The organism is Colwellia sp. BRX9-1 (genome assembly GCF_014077195.1).
Lineage (GTDB): Bacteria > Pseudomonadota > Gammaproteobacteria > Enterobacterales > Alteromonadaceae > Colwellia_A.
In genome coordinates this window covers 54,070-76,101 of sequence record NZ_JACGVM010000020.1, presented here as the reverse complement: position 1 = coordinate 76,101, position 22,032 = coordinate 54,070, and the positions used below count along the sequence as shown (strand labels likewise).

Here is a 22,032-nt window from a genome sequence, read left to right as displayed (position 1 = left end):
ATTTTATTCTGCCAAAGCAGAAACGCCCTAATTATCCTAGGGCGGTAAAAATGAGGATGGGGAAGTTCCCGGTGAAGCGTTCACAAAAGCGAAAAGAAATAGCTTAAACGAACAGCATTGGAACTCGTTTCAGGATCTGTACTTAGAACGCAAAAAACAAAAATACCAAAACAGTATTTTTAATTTCATATGAGAAACCTGACAAAACAATAAAGCTTAACTACAATATTAATAACATGTAAAAATAATGTTAACAAAAGGAGTTGGTATGAATACATTAGTTTATATTTATATATTACAGTCGGTGGATGGTAGCTACCACACTGGCTGCTGTGATGAACTTGGCATTGTGTTAGCGAAATACGATAAATATAACCAACTTCTTTTAGGCACTGAAATAAAGCCCCCAGTCAAACTTGTCCACCAGCAGAAATTTAAAACTGAACAAGAAGCAAGATTGATAGAAAATGAAATTAGAAGGTGGTCTAAAAAACAAAAACAATTTCTTATTAACAATGATTGGCCTGAAATATCTAAATTAGCGAAAAAATTTATTTACTAACAGGGTCGTCAATATGAAACAGCCGCATATTTATATAATGACAAATATAAAAAACACGACACTATATATAGGTGTAACGAGTCAGTTAGTTCAAAGGGTCTATCAACATAAATCTAAACTGACATTAGGCTTCACCAATAAATATAACCTGAATAAATTAGTATATTTTGTGTCATTTGAAACAATGTACGATGCGATAACAAGAGAAAAGCAACTTAAAAACTGGCGAAGAGCCTGGAAGAAAAATTTAATAGAACAAATAAACCCTAATTGGCTAGATCTGAGCAAAGATTTCTAAGCCACACCATCACCGTCATCCAGACCAAGCCACCGTCAACCAGCCCCAGACTCTGTCAGCCAGCCCCAAACACCATCAGCCAAACACCACAACCGTCATCCTGAACTCGTTTCAGGATCTGTACTTACTCAACAAACCACAGATACAGAAATAAATTCAGCATGACGACAAAAGGGCAGAGTAACTCTACGTATCTAAACAGTAAAACAGACAGAACCACCGACAACAGACACCACCACTGTAGGCCAGCCAACACCTCCGTCATCCAGACCCCAATACCGTCATCCTGAACTAGTTTCAGGATCTGTACTTACCTACAAACCCCAGATACTGAAATAAATTCAGCATGACGACAAAAGGGCAACATAACTCTACGTCTCTACACAGTCAAACAGACAGAACCACCGACAACAGACACCACCACTGTAGGCCAGCCAACACCTCCGTCATCCAGACCCCAATACCGTCATCCTGAACTCGTTTCAGGATCTGTACTTACTCAACCAACCCAGATACTGAAATAAATTCAGCATGACGACAAAAGGGCAACGTAACTATACGTATGTAAACAGTCAAACAGACAGAACCACCGACAACAGACACCAACACTATCAGCCAGCAACCAATACCGTCATCCAGACCCACACCACCGTCATCCTGAACTCGTTTCAGGGTCTGTAATCGTTCAACCAACCCAGATACTGAAATAAATTCAGCATGACGACAAAAGGGCAACGAAACTCTGCGTATGTACACAGTCAAACAGACACAACCACCATCAACAGACACCAGCACTATTAGCCAGCCACCAATACCGTCAGCCAAACCCCAATACCGTCATCCTGAACTCGTTTCAGGATCTGTACTTACCCAACAAAGCCCAGATACTGAAATAAATTCAGCATGACGAAAAAAAGGCAACGTAACTCTACGTATCTACACAGTCAAACAGACAGAACCACCGACAACAGACACTATTAGCCAGCCACCACCACCGTCATCCTGAACTCGTTTCAGGATCTGTACTTACTCAACCAACCCAAATACTGAAATAAATTCAGCATGACGACAAGCGTCAACACACCTACACAAGATACTTAAATAAACTCAACATAACGCCATCAACAAGACGACAACAGGCAACATACCCAAACCAGATATTGACATAAATCCAGCACCACAAGGAAACAACTCTGTTACTCCCACACTTTCCTTTTTTCTGACTAGACAATAGTTAATAACTTGCGTATTATTCTGCGCAATACAGCTTTAACTATCTAGGCCTTATACGTTCATATATTGAAATGTATATATCGTTTAGATGAAAGCATGCAATTATATTTGTCTGCTGACTATTCCGGCATTAAGATGGCCATAATAATAAAGCGAAAACTGTACGCATTGTTAAGATGTTTTTACAATAAACATCAAAAATTTCAAAACAACACGGCAGTTGACTCACTTAGCGAAGGATTGAATAAACTTACACGATGTTAAAATACTCTAAAAAACTAGTTGTCTCATTGTCATTATTGATGCTGAGTAGTTGTAGTATGATCCCTGGCAGTCATATGGAAGGCGTTGATGTTGAACCTGAAACTTCTACGCTAGCGCAAGACTTATCGAATGTTAGTATTTCGGTGATCGATTCAGCGCTTATTTCTGAATTAAAAGACAATCAACAAGCCTTCACTAAAGCCAAAAAATACAATCCAATGTCAATCGAAGGTTATGATTATGTGCTTGGTATTGGTGATGTATTATCTATTGGTGTATGGGACCATCCAGAACTTACTATTCCGGCAGCTGTTCAAAGAACTGCTGCATTTGACGGTTTCAGAATTCAAGCTGATGGCACAATTACCTATGCTTATGCAGCGAATGTACCTGCTGCTGGTAAAACCATTAGACAATTACACGCGATATTAGTAGAAAAACTAAGCCGAGTTATTGAAAAGCCACAACTAGATATAAAAGTAGTCGGTTTTAATAGCCAAAGAGCTTATGTTACCGGCGAAGTAAACAAGCCAGGCGTATACCCAGTTACCGAAATCCCACTGACGTTAATCGACGCAATTAATCAAGCTGGCGGTTTAAGTGAAAGAGCCGATTGGCGCACAGTCACTTTTACACGAAACAATCAAACCGAAATCATTAAGCTAAATGATTTTTATACCAAAGGTGATATTAGTCAAAACCGTTTACTAAAACACGGTGATATCCTTCATGTAAATCGTACAGACAATCAAAAAGTATTTGTCCTTGGTGATGTAAATAAAGCCGGTAGCATTGAAATTAATCGTTATGGCTTAAGCCTTGCAGAAGCGTTAAGTGACGTAGGCGGTTTAAACGAAAAAACAGCCAATGCTAATGGTATTTTTGTTTTACGCAAACGCCCAGACAACCAAGAAGGCATCATTGCTGATGTTTATCAATTACATGCACAAAATGTAATTGCACTCGTATTAGCCGATCAATTTAAGTTACAACCTCGTGATATCGTGTATGTAACTACGGCACCAATAGCACGTTGGAATCGTTTAATCAGTCAATTAATACCAACGATTCAAACCGTTTACTCTATATCTACTATTAAAAATCAAGGGACGATATTCTAATGGGAATGTTTAACTCCATTTTAGTAGTGTGTGCCGGTAATATTTGTCGAAGCCCTACGGGTGAATACTTACTTAAAGATAAGCTAAAGGGCAAAGGTGATAGCCAAATAAAAGTTTCTTCAGCAGGACTAACCGCATTAGTGGGTAATAGCGCAGAAGCAACGGCAACGAGTATTGCATTAAGTAATAATATTGATATGAGCTCGCACCAAGGCCGTCAACTCAACTCAACATTAATTACTGAAAATGATTTGATTTTAGTGATGGAAGAACGTCACTTAACCGATTTGTTAGGTAAATATCCACAGGCTAGAGGAAAAACCTTCTTGTTAGGTAAATGGATCGATAATACTGAGATACCTGATCCTTATCGCCAAAGTCATGAAGCGTTTGAACATGTTTATCAATTGGTTGATAAAGCCTGCTCTGCTTGGACCAAATACCTTTAAACTAGCGTTTTAATTTACCTTTAAACAAAAAGTTTAAATTCAGAATTATTTATTAAAAAGTATACTTAATATGTCAATTAATGAAAATATAGCTCAGCCTACAGTCAAAAATCAGCAAAGCAATAATGCACCAGCGAACGAAATTGACTTAATGTCTCTCTTTGGCGCGTTAGTCGATCGTAAGTTTTTTATCTGTATTATTACGGCTACCTTTATGCTGGTGGGTGTTGCTGTCGCCATGTTTTCAACACCTATCTATCAAGCAACGGCAATGATTCAAGTAGAAGAAAGTGGTGGTTCAGTGCCAGGGTTAGACGACATGGCCGGCATGTTTGAAAGTAGCTCTAAATCAATTACTGAAATCGAATTGTTAAAATCCCGCTCTGTTATCGGCGAAGCCGTTGATGTGTTGAAACTAGATATTGTTGCCAAGCCGAAATTATTCCCAATAATTGGTGATCGTAGTTTTAGAAAATTCAACCCAACAAAAACAGGCGAGGTGGCACCAGCCAGTTTTGGTGCAGTAAGTTACGCTTGGGGTGGTGAAAAAATTGATGTATTCCGCTTTGATGTACCTAAGTACGCTATCAATCTTGAGTATATAGTGATAGCGGGTGAAAATAATACCTATAAACTTTTATCAGAAAATGAAGAAGTGATTTTACAAGGTAAAGTAGGCGAAGAACTCACTAATGGCATTTTCAGTATTACCCTTAAAGCGTTAACGGCAAGAGCAGGTACTGAATTTATTGTTATCCGTAAAGATCGTTTAAATACCATTGTTGATTTACAGGCAGCCATTGGTGCCAGCGAAAAAGGTAAAGACTCAGGTATTGTTAATTTAAGTTTGCAGCATTCAACCCCTGCTTACGCTGAAAATGTGTTAAACAAAGCAGCTGAAATATATGTACGTAGAAATGTTGATAGAAACTCAGCAGAAGCTAAAAAATCACTCGACTTTTTAGAAGTACAATTACCTGAAATTAAAAAGCAATTAGAAGTGTCGGAAGCCTTATTTAACGATTATCAAATAAACCAAAAGTCAGTCAATATCACCCTCGAAACTCAAGGGGTATTAGAGCAAATAGTTGAGCTAGATACCAAGTTACAAGAACTTGACCTTAACCGTCTTGCTATGTCTCGAAAATTTAAACGTACCCATCCTAATTACCAAGGCATTGTTGAACAAATTGATGCCGTACAAAAACAACGTGATGGCTTAGCACAAAAAATATCTAACCTACCTGAAATGCAACAAAAACTATTAGGCCTAACCCGTGATGTTGAAGTAGGTAACGAAATCTACATGATGTTGTTAGGTAAAGTACAAGAATTAGATATTGTGCGTGCCGGTACTGTTGGTAATGTGCGTATAATTGATGTCGCTGAAGTTAATACTACCAAGCCAGTAAAACCTAAAAAAGCATTAATTGTGGTTGTGGCTACTATGCTAGGCGGTATGTTAGCGATAGCGATAGTACTTATACAAAAAGCACTGCATAAAGGGGTTGAAGACCCAAGTGAAATAGAAGCGATTGGCATGCCAGTATATGCCAGTGTGCCTTACTCAGCCTATCAAGATAAATTGTCAGATTTAATTAGTGGTAAGAAACGGAAAAATCAGGCAGGGAAAAAGGTATTAGCCGTAGATAACCCAGCAGATTTATCTATAGAGGCATTACGTAGCCTGCGTACCAGTCTGCACTTTGCCATGATGGAAGCTAAAAACAATGTTATTGCTATTTCTGGACCTTCTCCAGGTGTCGGGAAATCTTTCATATCAACAAACTTAGGGGTGGTGCTCGCGCAGAGTGGCCAAAAAGTGTTGTTGATAGATGCCGATATGCGTAAAGGCTATATCCATAAGCATTTTGGCTTTGCATGGAAAAACGGTTTGTCTGAATATTTATCAAGCCAACAAACACTAGATCAGGTCACTAAATCGACTGATGTCACAGGTTTTGACATTATTACACGGGGTCAAGTACCACCTAACCCGTCTGAGTTATTGATGCATGCCAATTTTAGTAAATTAATCGCAGAGATAAAAACTAAATATGACATTATCATTATTGATACACCCCCTATTTTAGCGGTCACGGATCCAGCCATTGTTGGCGGCCATGCGGGAAGCATGCTACTTGTTACGCGCTTTGGTCAAAATGGCATTAAAGAAATAGATTACGCTCGCCAACGCTTTGAACAAAACGGTATCGATGTGAAAGGTGTAGTATTTAATGGCGTTCTTAAAAAAGCCAGTAACGCCTACGGCTATTACGGATACGCTAACTACGAATATAAATCTGATAAATAATTGTAGGCGGGAATTTGGCTAAACCGTCATTCCCGAGTTGTCTTGTCGGGAATCCATGGGCTTTGTAGGCGGGAATTTATTCGTGAAATTACTAATAAATTAAAATTAGCGATAAATGCAAACTATAAATTATCCAACATTAATTTGCGGACCTATTGGCAGGGAAAGTTCATTTCGTCTTAGGTTTTTGTAATTAATAGATTTTAAATGGATAAATGTTAGTTGATAACATTAAATGGTGTCTCAATAGCGACGATTTTTGTCTCTGACATAAAATAAACAAGAGTATTGATGTTAAATTAATTCAACATCAAGCATATATAAATTTAATGAAATTATAGGTAAATTTGAAGATGTTATCACTTATTGGTCGAGAAAAAGCTCTCTTTTCAAACGATATTGAAATTCATGAAGGCGAGCTAAAAAGTATAGTGTCGAACTCTTCATTTCTTGTATTAGGTGGGGCAGGCTCTATTGGTCAAGCTGTCACTAAAGAAATATTTAAGCGTAATCCTAACAAGCTTCATATTGTTGATATTAGCGAAAACAACATGGTTGAGTTAGTACGTGATATTCGTAGTTCATTTGGTTATATTCATGGCGATTTTCAAACGTTTGCTTTAGATATTGGCTCGATAGAATATGATGCTTTCATAAAAGCTGACGGTAAATACGACTATGTTTTAAATCTATCCGCGTTAAAGCATGTTCGCAGTGAAAAAGATCCTTACACTTTAATGCGTATGATTGAAGTTAATGTATTTAACACTGAAAAGACCATGAAACAATCTGCCGAAAAGGGCAGTAAAAAATATTTCTGTGTTTCTACTGACAAAGCGGCCAACCCAGTTAATATGATGGGAGCTTCTAAGCGTATTATGGAAATGTTCTTGATGCGCCGCAGTGCAGATATTGTAATATCAACTGCACGTTTTGCGAATGTTGCTTTTTCGGATGGTTCGCTACTCCACGGTTTTAATCAACGCATTCAAAAGCGTCAGCCTATAGTAGCTCCTCGTGATATCAAGCGCTACTTTGTTACGCCACAAGAATCGGGTGAGCTTTGTTTGATGTCTTGTATCTTTGGTGAAAATCGCGATATATTTTTTCCAAAATTAAGTGAAGCGTTGCACTTAATTACCTTCGCTGATATTGCTGTTAAGTATTTAGAAAATTTAGGTTATGAACCTTACTTATGTACTACAGAAGACGAAGCAAGAGAATTAGCTCATTCATTACCGCAACAAGGTAAATGGCCATGTTTATTCACCGATAGTGATACTACAGGTGAAAAAGACTTCGAAGAATTTTTTACAGATAATGAAACCCTAGATATGGAAAGCTTTGAAAACTTAGGCGTAATAAAAAATGAAGCACTATTTGATCCTAACTTAGTTGCTGAATTTGAACAAACCATTATCAAGCTAAAAACAGATCAAGCTTGGACTAAGGATGAAATTGTTGAATTATTCTTTAAGATGATCCCTGCATTTGGTCATAAAGAAACTGGAAAATATCTAGATAGTAAAATGTAGTTGGAATTGACATGCATAATAAGTTAGTGAAATTCGTTCAAGAGATCTATGAAACAAAAGAGTTTATTCCTCTTCATGCCCCTACCTTCACTGGTAATGAAAAAGAATATGTCAATAACACTATTGAGAGTACATTTGTATCTAGTGTTGGAAAATATGTCGATCAGTTTGAGCACCAAATTGAAGCCTACACCGGTACAGCAAAGGCAATAGCGACGGTAAACGGTACTGCTGCTTTGCATACTTCATTGTATATGGCGGGTGTTAAAGCAGGAGATTTAGTTATTACTCAAGCCTTAACCTTTGTAGCAACATGTAATGCCCTTTATCATATGGGGGCAGAGCCAGTATTTGTCGACGTATCAAAGGTTAGTTTAGGGTTGTGCCCTAAAGCACTACATGCTTACCTTGAGGACAATGCCTTCATTAATAATGATGGGTTATGCCAAGATAAAGCAACTAAAAAATTCTATCGTGCAGTTGTTCCAATGCACACCTTCGGTCATCCAGTAGAGCTCGATGAGTTAATTGCAGTATGTGTTAAATGGAATATAGCATTAGTGGAAGATGCAGCAGAAAGCCTAGGCTCTTTTTATAAAGGGCAACACACAGGCACCTTTGGTGATTTTAGTGCTATTAGCTTTAATGGTAATAAAGTTATCACCACGGGCGGCGGTGGTATGGTTTTATGTAAAAGCTTTGATGATGGCATGCATACTAAACACGTAACAACAACGGCTAAAGTACCTCACCCTTATGAATTTTTTCATGATGAAGCAGGTTTTAATTATCGTTTACCTAACTTAAATGCCGCATTAGGTTGTGCTCAAATGGAAGTGTTGCCTAAATTTCTTCAACAAAAGCGGGAATTAGCGCAACAATATAGTAACTTTTTTGCAGGCTCTGAGTTTACATTTTTTACTGAGCCTGATTATGCCAAATCTAATTATTGGCTAAATGCGATTATTTGTCCAAATACTGAAATGCGTGAAACCTTTATAAAAGAAACTAATGCGCAAGGGGTAATGACTCGGCCAATCTGGAAATTAATGCATAGATTACCAATGTTTGAAAACGCCAAACGAGGCCAGTTACCTATTTCAGAATGGATTGAATCATGTTTAGTCAATATTCCTAGTTCACCAGTTAATAATGGATAATAGCATGCGGAAAATAGCAGTTTTCACCGGAACTAGAGCAGAATACGGTTTATTATATTGGATCATTAAATCATTAAATGAATCTGTAAATGTCGATCTGCAATTATTTGTAGGTGGCATGCACATGTCACCTGAGTTTGGTTATACAATAGAACAAATAGAGGCTGATGGCTTTCCAATAGTGGAGAGGATGGAGTTTCTATTATCATCGGACTCCCCTGTAGGTATTTCAAAATCAATGGGGTTAGCATTAATTAATGCTGCAGAAGCTATTGAAAGACAAAAGCCAGACCTTATTGTTCTTCTCGGAGATCGGTTCGAATCGATGGCGATAGCACAAGCGGCAATGATAGCCTGTGTTCCTGTCGCACATATTCACGGCGGTGAAACTACTGAAGGCTTAATAGATGAAGCGGTTCGTCATTCCATTACTAAAATGTCTCATCTGCATTTTGCTGCAACAGAACAATATAAAAGAAGAATAATACAACTTGGAGAAAAAACCGAAAGAGTATTCAACTTTGGTGCTCCGGGTATAGACAGTATTGTAAAACTCAAATTAATTGAATTAGATGAGCTACCGTCAGCAATTAACTTCGAATTAAATAAACCTTACATCATGGTTACATACCACCCGGTAACATTAGAAAGTGATGGAGCATCTAGCTCATTAATCAATTTATTAAACGTTTTAGACGAATATCCAGACCATCAATTAATAATAACGTATCCCAATGCTGATACTAACGGGCGTAAACTGATAAAGATACTCGATGAATATAAAACATTGAATCAGAGTCGAGTTTTATTAGTACAATCCCTAGGGCAACTTCGCTACCTTAGTTTAATGAAATATTGTGAGGTAGTTATAGGAAACTCATCAAGTGGTTTAATTGAAACTCCTTCTTTCAAAGTCCCTACAGTCAATATTGGTAATAGACAAAAAGGCCGTATAGGCGGAGATACTGTATTAAATTGCGATGAATCTGTTGATTTAATTAGAGGTGCTTTAGAAAAAGCTCTGAGTAAAAAATTTAAACTGTTCTGTCAAAGTACTATAAATCCATATGGACAAGGTGATTCATCAACCCGTATTGTTGAGCAATTAATTAACTATCCGTTAAATAAAATTATTAATAAAAAATTTAATGATTTAGAGGATATCTAATGAAAATTGGTTTTATCGGTTGTGTTGAATCAAGTTTGTTAGCTTTGAATGTGCTGCTTTCATTGAAACAAAATAATATTGAAGTTGTTGCTGTTATTACAAAAGATAAATCAACGTTCAATACTGATCATGTTGATTTGTCGGATGTTTGTAAAAGTAATGGCATCCCGTTCCATTTTGAAGAGAATAATAATAAAAATGCAAGTATGGAGTTCATGGGAGTTTATCAACCAGATATTATATATTGCTTTGGTTGGAGCTATCTTATCGAAAAAGAATTTATCAATATGCCACCTAAAGGCGTTATTGGCTTTCATCCAGCAAAACTTCCACAAAATCGTGGACGGCACCCTATAATTTGGGCGTTGGCGTTAGGTTTAGAGATTACCGGATCAACATTTTTTCAAATGGAAGAAGGAGCGGATACTGGTCCTATATTGAGCCAAGTAGATATACACATTGCCCAAAAAGATGACGCAAAGATTTTATATAATAAAATTCTAGATAGTATGGCACTACAAATAAAAGATTTTACTTTAGCGTTAGCTAATGGGACCGCTGAGTTTACATGCCAAGATCACAGTAAAGCAACAAACTGGCGTAAGAGAACAAGAGAAGATGGTTTAATTGATTGGAGAATGCAAGCTGCCGATATTTATAATTTAATTCGAGCGTTGGCAAAACCATACCCTGGTGCAGAATTTCAGTATCTTGATGAATTACAATCGGTGTGGGAAAGTAAAATATCAAAAGAGTTATTTTCACGGAATATAGAGCCAGGTACGGTATTAAGTATTGGGGATTCCAGTATGATAATTAAAACTGGCGGTAATACAGCTATAGAGTTAATTAGCCTTGAAATGAATAAGTTACCCCAAGTAGGTCATTATCTATGAAAAAAATATTAGTTGTAGCTCCTCATGCTGATGATGAGTCTTTAGGCTGTGGTGGAACAATGCTAAAGCATATTGCCAATGGCGATGAAGTTTATTGGCTCTTAGTTACAGGAATGAGTAAAGAAACAGGTTTTACTGAACTGCAAATAGAAACTCGAAGAGTGGAGATTTCTAAAGTAATTGAAAGCTATAACATAACTGAAACCTTTCAATTAAGACTGCCCCCCGCTAAGCTTGATAGTTTAGCTCTAGGAGATGTTATAGGCGCTATTTCTGATGTCGTTAAACAAGTACAACCAGAAGTTGTATATACTGTATATCGTAATGATGCACATAGTGATCATGAAGTCGTATTTGATGCTGTAATGTCAGCTACTAAATCTTTTCGATATCCATTTGTTAAACGTGTTTTAGCCTATGAAACAATATCAGAAACTGATTTCTCGATGAAACCAGAGGACCCCGGATTTAGACCCAACGTATTTGTTAATATAGAAAAATATTTAGAACAAAAATTAAATATATTGAATATTTTTGAATCAGAAATGGGAGTATTTCCTTTTCCAAGAAGTCCAAAAGCAATTCGTTCATTAGCTTATCTTCGTGGTGTACAATCAAACTGTGAAGCGGCAGAATCATTTATGTTACTAAAGGAGATTAGCTAATTATGGCTGTACTTATTATTGCAGAAGCAGGGGTAAATCATAACGGAGATGAAAAGTTAGCTTTTCAATTGGTTGATGCCGCTAAAAAGTCCGGTGCGGATATAGTGAAATTTCAAACATTTAAAGCAAAACGATTAGTTACAGCTGATGCTAAGCAATGTGATTACCAAATAACTAATACAAAGAAAGAAGAATCTCAACTTGCTATGCTTAGCCGTTTAGAGTTAAGTTTTGAATTTCATTTTAAATTAGTTGATTACTGCAATAATATAGGTATTGAATTCTTATCTACTGCCTTTGATTCTGAAAGCTTAAAATTTTTAGTTAATGATTTGAAATTAAAAAAATTAAAAATTCCCTCTGGAGACTTAACTAATGCCCCTTTAGTGCTCGAACATGCACAAACAGGTTGTGATTTAATTGTTTCTACAGGAATGGCTACTTTGGCTGAAATAGAAACGGCGTTAGGCGTCATAGCCTTTGGTTATGTAGCGAATAAATCAGAGAAACCAAGTATACAAGCTTTTGAAAATGCATATTACTCTGAACTTGGACAACAAATTCTTAAAGAAAAAGTCACAATATTACACTGTACAACAGAATACCCAGCTCCTTTACAAGATATCAACCTTAAGGCGATGGATACCATAGCTAATGCGTTTAAACTACCTGTAGGTTATTCAGATCACAGTGCGGGGATCAATGTCCCTATCGCTGCGGTTGCTAGAGAAGCAACAATAATAGAGAAACACTTTACTTTAGATTCCAATATGGAAGGCCCAGATCACAAAGCATCACTCGAGCCTGAACAGTTAAAAGCTATGATTGATGGTATTCGAAACATCGAGTTAGCATTGGGTGATGGTCTTAAAGGACCAAGGCCTTCAGAAGTAAAAAATAAAGCGATTGCTAGAAAAAGCCTGGTTGCTGAACAAATTATTAATAAAGGGTCTGTCTTTAGTAAATGTAATATGACTACAAAACGCCCTGGCTCAGGACAGAGTCCAATTAATTATTGGGAGTTACTTGGCAAAGAAGCCATAAATGATTATCAGATTGGTGATCTAATTAATGAATGATGGCGTTTTATTAATTGGCTCAGGAGGACATGCGTCCGTACTATTAGATATGTTAATTGAACAAAAAATTAATGTTCTTGGTTATGTATCTCCACTTCTTGCAATGAATCAAAAATTATTTTCAGATTTGCATTGGTTTAAATCCGATGAAGATATTTTTCAGTTTGATAAAACAACGATTCAATTGGTTAATGGTATTGGCTCATTACCTGGGAATACACTAAGAGCTGATTTTTATATGAAATATAAAAAGTTAGGTTATAGTTTTGCAACACTAGTATCTAAAGACGCTGGCGTGTCTGGGTATGCTACTTTAGAACAAGGTGTACAAGTAATGCGTGGCGCTATCATACAAACAGGAACAACTGTTGGTTACAATAGCATCGTAAACACAGGTTCAATAGTTGATCATGATTGTACTATAGGAAGTAATAACCATATCGCGCCAGGGGTTACTATTAGTGGACATGTAACCTCTCAAAAAAATGTTCATTTCGGTACTGGCTCGTCAATTATTCAGTCAATTAATATTAATGAAAATGTTATTGTTGGATCAGGAACTACCATTACTAAAGATATAGAAAAAAATACTATTTGTTATCCCGCACGTATTTTCAAAAAGGTCATTTATTAGTATGAGTCATAATTGGAAAAATATTCTCGTTCAACCGACTGCAACTATACAAGAAGTTCTTAAGGTTATTGACAGTGAAGCTCTTCAGCTTGCCTTAGTTGTGGATACAGACAATCGGCTATTAGGCACAGTAACTGATGGTGACATTCGAAGAGCATTAATTAATGATTTATCTCTATGTCACCCAATTTCTGAAATTATGTTTACAACACCTACCGTTGCTGAATTTAGAACTTCCAAAGATAAAATTTTAGAGCTTATGAATGCTAAACAGCTTAATTCAATTCCTATTTTAGATAACGGAATCGTAGTTGGTTTGGAGACAATCCATCACATTACACAAAAAGCTAAATACGATAACCCTGTGTTTTTAATGGCTGGTGGTTTTGGCACTAGATTAAAACCTTTAACTGATAATTGCCCCAAACCATTGTTGAAAGTGGGAGATAAACCAATATTAGAAACTGTTCTTTTAAGTTTTATAAAATCAGGATTTCATGATTTTTATATATCTACTCACTACCTGCCAGAAATGGTCCGAGAATATTTTGGTAACGGTACTAAATGGGGGGTATCAATAAATTATGTACATGAGGAAAACCCTCTTGGAACTGGAGGGGCTTTAGGGTTATTACCTAATACATTACCTGACCTACCCATTATTATGATGAATGGAGATGTACTGACAAAAGTTGATTTAGTTGCATTGCTTGTTTTCCATAATGACAATAATGCGAATGCAACCATGTGTGTTCGTGAATATGAATACCAAGTACCTTTCGGTGTCATTGAAAGTGAGGGAAATACCATTAAAAGTATGGTAGAGAAGCCCATAAAACGTTTTCATGTTAATGCCGGAATATATGTTGTTGGTAGGGAAATTATAGAAGGAGTTAATAATAACGAAGTAGTCGACATGCCTACATTGTTGGAAAGGTATCTAGATAACAAAGTCCTTATGTTTCCATTTCATGAATATTGGTTAGATATAGGACGTATGGATGATTTTAAACGTGCTCAAGAGGACTATAAGGCATTAGGATTTAATTATGACTTTAAATAAAAATAAAATTTTGGCAATTATTCCTGCTAGGGCTGGAAGTAAACGTTTACCCAAAAAAAACTCAAGAATTTTAATTGATAAACCTCTAATTCAATGGACAATAGAAGCCGCTTTGTCTTGTAACTTGATAGATAATGTTATGGTAAGTACTGATGATCCTATTATTGCTGCTCTATCAAAAAAGTTAGGTGTAAATATTCCATTTTTAAGACCAGATGAATTATCTCAAGATAATAGTACAACGTTTGATGTGATTAAACACACAATTGAGCATTATAAGAAAATAGGTGAAGTGTATGATTATATTTTATTATTACAACCTACGTCTCCATTAAGAAACTTGAATCATATTCTTGAATCAATTAAGTTATTAGGCCAAAAGAATGCTGATGCTATAGTGTCCGTCTGCAAAACAGAGCACTCTCCATTATGGGCAAACACCCTTAATGATGATGGAAATATGGATTTCTTTATTAATGAAGAAATACGAAATAAAAGGTCACAAGAGTTACCTGACTACTATCGCTTAAATGGTGCAATCTATCTTGTTCGAGTAAAATGCCTAATTGAAGAAAACAGCATGTTTCTTTCTAAAAATATTTACGCGTATAGGATGTCCAGTATAGACTCTGTTGATATAGATACAGAGATCGATTTCAAGTTTGCTGAGTTAATCATTAAAGAAAAAAACAATGTTAGCAATTGTTGAATCGCCCTATCAACTTCAAAATGTGATATCACTTTTTGAAGTTTTAGATATCGATACAAACCAAGCTTGTATATTAATAAGAGACAATGGTAATGAAGTCCAAAAAGAGCAGTTTTCTGCACACTTAAGTAATGTTAGAGTAAAGTTTTTCTTTTTACCCTCTAAAGGAAATAAAAAGATTTTTTATTTTATTTTTATAATGCTTTATGTTTCTTTCTTTTTTATTAAAAATAAACAAGTTGCATTAGGTGATGTTCGTTCAATTGTTTGTAAGCCTTACCTCTACCTTGCACGCATGTTTAAAAAAAAGGTGTATCTGGTTGATGATGGGTTGTATTTGATGAAGCATGTAACCAAGATACGTTCGTTTCCTTGTACAATTTATACCTCATTACCACTCGAAGCTGGCAGACAAGACTTATTCTCTGTCATCAAAAAAAGTACAAAACACTTTAAGTCTTATGATAAGGAGAGAAGTCTTTCATTTATCGGTCAACATTTAGTTGAATTAGATTTTATAAATAGTGATGATTTCTTTACGTTATTGGTAAATATTAAAAATGTTTTTGCATCGAAATACGACAAATTTAATTATTATGCCCATCGAAGTGAATCAAGTAATAAGTTAGCTGAAATCGAAAGATTAGGATTCAATGTACTTAAATTAGAAAGTAATATTGAGCACTATTTTCATAACAATAATGCGCCCCAAGGTGTATTTATTAGTTTTTATTCTACAGCACTTCTCAATATATTTAATGCACATGCGGGAGACGAATTTTATTTCTACGATGAGTATTTAATTATCAAGGATCCAGCTATTAAAGAATCTATCTCACTTTGTTATGAAACCTTAAAAAAAGCTGGAATCAAAAAGCTTAGCTTAAATTAATTACTGTGCTTATCTATAGGTTACTTGAAGGTATAAAATGAAATTATTAATAGTATTACTAAAAGAAATGCTCGAAACGCTCTTAAGATGCTCCAGATTATTGGGGAATAAAATTAGAATGAAGCAAAAAGGTGGGGGTATTTCAAATATACTAAATGCTCTTAAACAATATGGATTATTTATAGAGACTGATTTCTATACCGCAGAGGAATGCTCTAATTTACGTAATAAGATTGATAATTTAATAGCAAATGACTCTTCTAATGTTTGGGTTGATGAAGTAGGAGCCGATCATCGAATTTTTTTTATTAATGAAATAGATGAAGAGTTTAATAAATTCTATAATAATCGTCTAATACGTAAAGTCTTGGCAGGATATACGGGTACAACGAAACCTAATGGTATGCTTTTAGCTGCAAGAATTGATGCTAAAAAGGGAAATGTTGGCTCTGGTGGTGGTTGGCACAGAGACTCTCCTATAACACATCAGTTTAAAGCAATTTGCTATCTTAGTGATGTCAATGAAAAAAATGGGCCATTCCAATATATAAGGTCATCCCACAAAAAAATGGATGTATTAAAAGCTTATTTTGCAGGGATTTTCACTGCTGGTCAGTATCGCTTTTCAGAGGAAGTAATTAATAACTATCTAATTAAAAATGATAATACGGTGACAGAACTTACCGCCCGTGAAGGTACTATCGCATTTGCTGATACCAAAGGTCTTCACAGAGGGAAACCTATAGAAGAAGGAAGCCGATATGTTTTGTTCTGTTACTTTTGGCATGGAGATGTCCCTTCTCATTTTGAACGTTTGAGGCAGTGATTTATAGTGAACTTTATTACAATTTTAAGTAAAACATCTACTGTAAGCATCATTGCTTCCTTTGTTGCTTATATGAGTTACTTTTATTTGGCTGCTAATGCTATGAATAATGATTTTGGTAATTTTACTTATTATCAAAGTTTAATGCTTTTATTTATTAATATAATACCGTTTGGTTCAACTATGGCAGTGGTTATATTTAGGTACAATTTAAGCGAATATGATTACTTCCAATTGATTAAGGAAAAATTATTTATATTGATGCCTATTATATTAATAAGTATTAGTGTTATTACTATGATTTTTTCTTCCTTCAAAGTCATAGATTTAGACTACCATATGTTGTTTAGTCTATTAATGCTCTGCTATTTTAACTCTATATCACTTGTTGTTATGGGGTATTATCGAGTTTCTCAACGTTTCTTAAAATATGGAGGTTATTTTTTAGTTTATACACTTATAAATTCTCTATTATTAGTATGTAGTTATTTTTACTTTGGCAATTTAAACACAGCTTTTTATACAACAACTTTGTCCAGTGGTTTCTTTGCTATTATTTGTTTACATGCCATTAAAAGGGATTTTAACCTTGATTGGAGGGTCACTTATATAAAGGAAAAACTAATCTTATCTCTCAATTATGGGTATCCTGTTGTCTTGAGCTCATTAACTATGTCATTTCTTGTAGTTGGTGATAAATTAATACTTGGTAGTATTGCACCGAGTCTTCTACCTTCTTACGCGGTAGCTGCTTTAATTTCTTCTACAACTCTTTTCTTAGTAAATAATTTTGCTTCTGCTTGGGCTGCATTTTTAGTTAAAAAATGCAATAAAAGAAATGATATGCTTTTATTTTATTATAGAAAGAGCAGGTTCAAAATAATGTTAGTCTTTCCTATTGGTTTACTTGTACTATTTGCACAATATATTTTATATTCATTGTTTTATGTGTCAGAGTATCCTGGGTTATTTGTAACTATCATAACATTAACGTCAGCGTATTTTATTTTTGGAATCAGCAAGTTTTTTATGGGATATATGAATTACCTTAAGAAGAACATGGCGGTGTTTTATAGTTCAGTTCTTGGTGTCTTTGGAATTATTTTAGTTATTATAACGGGTAAAATTGAATTTATGGCTCTTTCAATACTAATAGGGATGTTGATCCAGCTCCTTTTTTGTGTGGTTTATACAAATAAATTGTTGAGGTCATTATAATGTTTTATCGATTTTTGAGTCTTGTTTTTAAAATTTTCGTTTATAGAGGTTATTATAAACAATATAAATTGCCAAGCGGATTTAGATTTAATGGATTTTTAATAAGGATTAATGGTTCTGGGAGTATCAACGTTGGGAAAAATTGTTATATAAGTTTTTACTCTTATATTAATATACCCAGTGGAACAGTACTTGAAATTGGTGATGACGTATCTATTGGACATAACGTAAAAATATATACCTCTACAATACAAACTTCAGATTTCATATTGAACGGAGTTAAATCTCAGAAAAACTCTAATGTTAGTATAGGTAGTAATGTTCTAATAGGCGCTAATGTATTTATTTGTCCAGGTGTAAATATAGGCAATAATGTTTTAATCGGTGCCAATAGTGTAGTCTCTAAATCCATCCCCAGTAATACCGTTGCGGCTGGTTGTCCTGCCGTTGTAATTAAAGATTATAATGTTGCGGTAATCTGATGATTTTTATTTTTATTAAAGGCGAGTGAGCTACTGATGACAACGCTAAACTATGCTTGCTTTAAATCTTTTTTTATTTTTGTATGTATTATTTACTTACCTGGCTTACTGTTTTTTCTTGGTTTTGAAAAAGGATATATGAAATACTATAATTTTGATGGGGGGTTGTATTCTGCTTTTATTATTTTATTTCCTTTGTTTAATTTAATTGTATTTCTTTGTTTTTATTATCTGGGGAAAATACCAATTATAAGATTTTCAAGGTTAAACTCTAACCTATCTTTATTTTTAATATTTGTTGTATCATTCTGCTATTTTCTGCTTAGTGTAAATTTTAGTCTTAATTTTACATCAAGTTTCCGACATATAAACAGATTATCTAATGCAGGGCCATTAGTATCATTACTTTTTCTTATGAAGCCCATGATGTTTTTTATAGTAGCTTTAATGCTAATCCATATACTTAATGGTAGTCAATTAGGAGGTAAAAGTAGGTTCGCTTTGTTTTTGATACTAATTGCGTCTGTATTATCCTTAAACTCATCATTGCATTTTTTAGCTATTCCAATTCTTCTATGCATGTTGTTCAAACCAAAAGTCTTTTTATTAACCTCAAAAGATATTAATTGGCGTAATATGTTAGTAGCTATGTTTTTTGTGCCAGTTGTTGCTTCTTTAGTCATTTTTATAGGTATAGGTAATAAAGTGGGTTATGCTTACCTTATTTCGGCTGAAGGTATAGTTTTCTTGAAGGGATATGGAGATATATTATTTCCTAGAATGTCTACCTCTTTATTTTCCTCAGTAATAATGTTGCAACATTCATTCGATGGTATTTCTTATTCAAATGATATATTTGATGCAATTACATCAACATTGTATAATAGGTTCTCATTAATACTCCCTTTGGACAATTTTGACTCGTCACTTATTAATACTGTAAATCGTTTGAACTATATGGTGGTTTTTGCAAACCACGCTGAAAGAGCAGGAGCTTCTCCTGGAATAATATCATCAGTTTTTTATACACCTTTATTTCCATTGACATTAGTTATTATCCCTGTTTATGTTTTTATTTTGTATAGATCTCTTGCATATCATATGAATCAGGATATCAAATTAAATCTTTTAAGCTGTATAGTTTTACCCTTTTTATTACTTAATTTATTTGAATCTCCAATAAATATTTTTTATTTGTTAGACCCTATTTTTATTTTATTTTTCACAGTAGTTTTTTTGGGTAAATTTATAGATATTAATACAGTATTTACTAAATAAAATACCCCCACCTCACCTAATTAGAGTAAGTATATGAGATCCAATAAACAATTTGTTACTATTACAATGCAGCTGACTAATTGAAGAATAAATAGAAAGAGTTAAAAGACAGAGCTGGTTGGATAGGGAACCTACAATAGTTAATGACAACTCTAATGGTTTCATTCTTGATATTTAACACTTTACCTAAATGAAGAGCGTATTACGTTAATAATAAGACAAATTTAGGTGGCGCGCCCTGCTGTATATAACAATAAAAATAATACGTTAATAATTGCCCTTACTAAAGTTAATTATATAGCAATGTTAAAGTCAAATTTTATAGGCTGTTTAACTATAGTGTAAGATAAAAGCATTTTTAGCCGTTTAATAAATTGAACATAGCTTCAGGATAAAGATTATTTGAATTCAGAGTATAGTACACCGATTACATCAACTTATTTTCTATTAGGCTTTATAAAATGATACCCGAAACAACAATCATCACCCCCATCTATAATGCAGAAGAATTCTTAGAAGAAACACTGCAGTCTATTCTCGATCAAAGTTACAGCCATTGGGAGTCTATTCTGATTAATGACAACTCGACAGATAAATCATTAAATATTGCAAATAAATTTGTGGCATTAGATTCACGTTTTAAAATTATCAATAACAAAGTAAGTGGTGGTGCTGCTAAAGCAAGAAACTCCGGTATTGAAATAGCAGAAGGTCGCTTTATCGCTTTTCTAGATAGTGATGATATATGGGCTAAAGATAAATTAGAAAAGCAAATAAAGTATATGAAAATAAACGCTGTAGGTTTTACCTATACAAATTACTCTCAATTTGGTGATGTCGTAAATTCAAATGTTAATATACTCGCTCCGAAGAAGCTTACTTACTCTCAACTTGTTAAAGCCAATTACATAGGTTGTTTGACCGTGGTATATGATGTACTGGAATTTGGTAAATTTTATTTTCCTCTTACTAAAAAACGCCATGATTTTGCTCTTTGGTTGTCTATGCTGAAACAATTTGATTACGCCTATAATGTTGATGAGTCACTAGCTAATTATCGAGTGCATGGTAATTCCTTATCTTCAAACAAAAAAGATGCTTTTCAATCTTACTTTTATATTCTACATAACATAGAAGGAATTAATAAAATCACTTCTATTTGTTATACGGTGAGATTTTCACTTTTATCAATAATAAAGAAAAAATATCCATCGTTGTATCGATTAGTATTGAGAAGAGTCGACTCTTCAAGTTCCATTGTTCTTTAAAAACGTGAATATACTTCTAACAGGTGCAAGCGGTTTTGTCGGTGGTCATTTAATAAATAAACTTACCTTAAAACATGCGTTGAATTTGACTTGTGTATCAAGGTGTAAGTTTAATTTCAATGAAGATGATATTAAACTACGGTTAATTGAAAAAATCTCTGATTTAACTATTCAAGATTTAAATGGCTTTGATACTATAATCCATTTAGCTGGTTGTGCTCATGATAGTTTTTCGAAAAAATCTTATAAAGAAATTAATCATCAATTAACGTCAGAACTTGCGGGAAAAGCTAAAGAATCTGGAGTGAAAAGGTTTATATTCTTAAGTACGGTATTGGTTAACGGTGATGTTGGAAATATTGATTCTAACTCTAGTGCTGCCCCTACTTCTTTGGCGGCTAAAACTAAACTTGCAGCTGAGAATTCGTTGAAAGGTATATGTGATAAATCTGATATGGATTTTGTCATCATTAGATCTCCACTTGTTTATGGCGAAGGTGTTAAAGCTAACTTTGCATTCTTGATGAAGTTAGTTAAAAAAGGTGTGCCTCTACCTTTTCGATGGATCAATAAAAATAAGCGCAGTTTAGTCTCTGTTTATAATTTGTGTGATCTGATTCAGATTTGTATTGAGCATCCTAATGCAGCTAATCAGGTGTTTTTAGCTTCTGATGATAATGATTTATCAACCGCAGAAATTGTTGCTTTAATGGCTAAAGTACAAGGTAAACCTAACTTTGCTTTACCGGTACCTGTTTGGTTATTTAATTTGGCAGCCAAATTGCTCAATAAGCAAGATGTTGTGGATCGATTAACAGGCTCATTACAGTTGGATATTGAATACACAAAAAAAACATTAAACTTTCAGCCAGCTTATAGTGTTGAACATGGTTTTAAGTTATCAGTTAAGAAATAGTA

At 34.5% G+C, this 22,032-nt stretch carries 23 protein-coding genes; 22 read left to right on the top strand and 1 reads right to left on the bottom strand.

Going from position 1 to position 22,032, the window contains the following annotated elements; all coding sequences use genetic code 11:
• The first annotated feature begins 268 nt into the window (after positions 1-268).
• Entirely contained in the window at positions 269-562 is a 294-nt protein-coding gene (locus H4J76_RS16255; RefSeq protein ID WP_182176096.1) for a hypothetical protein, read from the top strand.
• Positions 563-575: 13 nt separating this feature from the next.
• Complete coding sequence (locus H4J76_RS16250; protein WP_182230965.1) at positions 576-860, top strand: GIY-YIG nuclease family protein; 285 nt, start codon at positions 576-578, stop codon at positions 858-860.
• 495 nt (positions 861-1,355) lie between these two features.
• On the opposite strand, the gene H4J76_RS16245 is transcribed toward H4J76_RS16250, so the two are convergent.
• Positions 1,356-1,595, bottom strand: coding sequence for a hypothetical protein (locus H4J76_RS16245; RefSeq protein ID WP_182230964.1), 240 nt, complete (start codon positions 1,593-1,595; stop codon positions 1,356-1,358).
• Positions 1,596-1,608: 13 nt separating this feature from the next.
• Here H4J76_RS16245 and H4J76_RS16240 point away from each other — a divergent pair, with 13 nt between their 5' ends.
• From H4J76_RS16240 to H4J76_RS16145, 20 genes are all read left to right on the top strand, one after another.
• Positions 1,609-1,767: a hypothetical protein gene (locus tag H4J76_RS16240; protein ID WP_182230963.1), complete on the top strand. Its 159-nt coding sequence runs from the start codon at positions 1,609-1,611 to the stop codon at positions 1,765-1,767.
• Positions 1,768-2,350: 583 nt separating this feature from the next.
• Complete coding sequence (locus H4J76_RS16235; protein WP_182230962.1) at positions 2,351-3,478, top strand: polysaccharide export protein; 1,128 nt, start codon at positions 2,351-2,353, stop codon at positions 3,476-3,478.
• A 5-nt stretch (positions 3,479-3,483) separates the two neighbouring features.
• Positions 3,484-3,927, top strand: a complete 444-nt coding sequence (locus tag H4J76_RS16230; protein ID WP_182230972.1) for a low molecular weight protein-tyrosine-phosphatase — start codon at positions 3,484-3,486, stop codon at positions 3,925-3,927.
• A gap of 70 nt (positions 3,928-3,997) precedes the next feature.
• Positions 3,998-6,241 carry a polysaccharide biosynthesis tyrosine autokinase gene (locus H4J76_RS16225; protein WP_182230961.1) on the top strand — a complete coding sequence of 748 codons (2,244 nt, stop codon included), beginning with the start codon at positions 3,998-4,000 and terminating at the stop codon, positions 6,239-6,241.
• Positions 6,242-6,594: 353 nt separating this feature from the next.
• Positions 6,595-7,776, top strand: coding sequence for a UDP-N-acetylglucosamine 4,6-dehydratase (locus H4J76_RS16220; RefSeq protein ID WP_182230960.1), 1,182 nt, complete (start codon positions 6,595-6,597; stop codon positions 7,774-7,776).
• A gap of 11 nt (positions 7,777-7,787) precedes the next feature.
• Positions 7,788-8,936 (top strand): LegC family aminotransferase, encoded by a 1,149-nt coding sequence (locus tag H4J76_RS16215; protein WP_182230959.1) that lies wholly within the window; start codon positions 7,788-7,790, stop codon positions 8,934-8,936.
• A gap of 4 nt (positions 8,937-8,940) precedes the next feature.
• Positions 8,941-10,104, top strand: a complete 1,164-nt coding sequence (neuC, locus tag H4J76_RS16210; RefSeq protein WP_182230958.1) for a UDP-N-acetylglucosamine 2-epimerase — start codon at positions 8,941-8,943, stop codon at positions 10,102-10,104.
• Complete coding sequence (locus H4J76_RS16205; protein ID WP_182230957.1) at positions 10,104-11,000, top strand: formyltransferase family protein; 897 nt, start codon at positions 10,104-10,106, stop codon at positions 10,998-11,000. The genes neuC and H4J76_RS16205 overlap by 1 nt, the downstream gene beginning before the upstream one ends.
• The gene (locus H4J76_RS16200; protein ID WP_182230956.1) at positions 10,997-11,665 is read left to right on the top strand and encodes a PIG-L deacetylase family protein; all 669 of its coding nucleotides are present in this window, start codon (positions 10,997-10,999) and stop codon (positions 11,663-11,665) included. The genes H4J76_RS16205 and H4J76_RS16200 overlap by 4 nt, the downstream gene beginning before the upstream one ends.
• Positions 11,666-11,667: 2 nt before the next feature.
• A complete protein-coding gene (gene neuB / locus H4J76_RS16195; RefSeq protein ID WP_220466046.1) occupies positions 11,668-12,744 on the top strand; it encodes an N-acetylneuraminate synthase in 1,077 nt (358 codons plus the stop codon).
• The gene (locus H4J76_RS16190; RefSeq protein WP_182230955.1) at positions 12,737-13,378 is read left to right on the top strand and encodes an acetyltransferase; all 642 of its coding nucleotides are present in this window, start codon (positions 12,737-12,739) and stop codon (positions 13,376-13,378) included. The genes neuB and H4J76_RS16190 overlap by 8 nt, the downstream gene beginning before the upstream one ends.
• 1 nt (position 13,379) lies before the next feature.
• Positions 13,380-14,441 (top strand): nucleotidyltransferase family protein, encoded by a 1,062-nt coding sequence (locus H4J76_RS16185; protein WP_182230954.1) that lies wholly within the window; start codon positions 13,380-13,382, stop codon positions 14,439-14,441.
• A complete protein-coding gene (locus H4J76_RS16180) occupies positions 14,428-15,150 on the top strand; it encodes a cytidylyltransferase domain-containing protein (RefSeq protein ID WP_182230953.1) in 723 nt (240 codons plus the stop codon). The genes H4J76_RS16185 and H4J76_RS16180 overlap by 14 nt, the downstream gene beginning before the upstream one ends.
• Positions 15,134-16,042, top strand: coding sequence for a hypothetical protein (locus tag H4J76_RS16175; protein WP_182230952.1), 909 nt, complete (start codon positions 15,134-15,136; stop codon positions 16,040-16,042). Before H4J76_RS16180 ends, H4J76_RS16175 begins: the two co-directional genes overlap by 17 nt.
• Positions 16,043-16,079: 37 nt before the next feature.
• Positions 16,080-16,868 carry a phytanoyl-CoA dioxygenase family protein gene (locus H4J76_RS16170; protein WP_182230951.1) on the top strand — a complete coding sequence of 263 codons (789 nt, stop codon included), beginning with the start codon at positions 16,080-16,082 and terminating at the stop codon, positions 16,866-16,868.
• A 6-nt stretch (positions 16,869-16,874) separates the two neighbouring features.
• Positions 16,875-18,086: a hypothetical protein gene (locus H4J76_RS16165; RefSeq protein ID WP_182230950.1), complete on the top strand. Its 1,212-nt coding sequence runs from the start codon at positions 16,875-16,877 to the stop codon at positions 18,084-18,086.
• On the top strand, positions 18,086-18,568 hold the full coding sequence (locus H4J76_RS16160; protein ID WP_182230949.1) for a DapH/DapD/GlmU-related protein: 483 nt from the start codon (positions 18,086-18,088) through the stop codon (positions 18,566-18,568). The genes H4J76_RS16165 and H4J76_RS16160 overlap by 1 nt, the downstream gene beginning before the upstream one ends.
• A gap of 36 nt (positions 18,569-18,604) precedes the next feature.
• On the top strand, positions 18,605-19,846 hold the full coding sequence (locus tag H4J76_RS16155) for a hypothetical protein (protein ID WP_182230948.1): 1,242 nt from the start codon (positions 18,605-18,607) through the stop codon (positions 19,844-19,846).
• Between the two features lie 461 nt (positions 19,847-20,307).
• A complete protein-coding gene (locus H4J76_RS16150; protein WP_182230947.1) occupies positions 20,308-21,114 on the top strand; it encodes a glycosyltransferase family 2 protein in 807 nt (268 codons plus the stop codon).
• Positions 21,104-22,030, top strand: coding sequence for an NAD-dependent epimerase/dehydratase family protein (locus tag H4J76_RS16145; RefSeq protein ID WP_220466045.1), 927 nt, complete (start codon positions 21,104-21,106; stop codon positions 22,028-22,030). The genes H4J76_RS16150 and H4J76_RS16145 overlap by 11 nt, the downstream gene beginning before the upstream one ends.
• Positions 22,031-22,032: the final 2 nt, after the last annotated feature.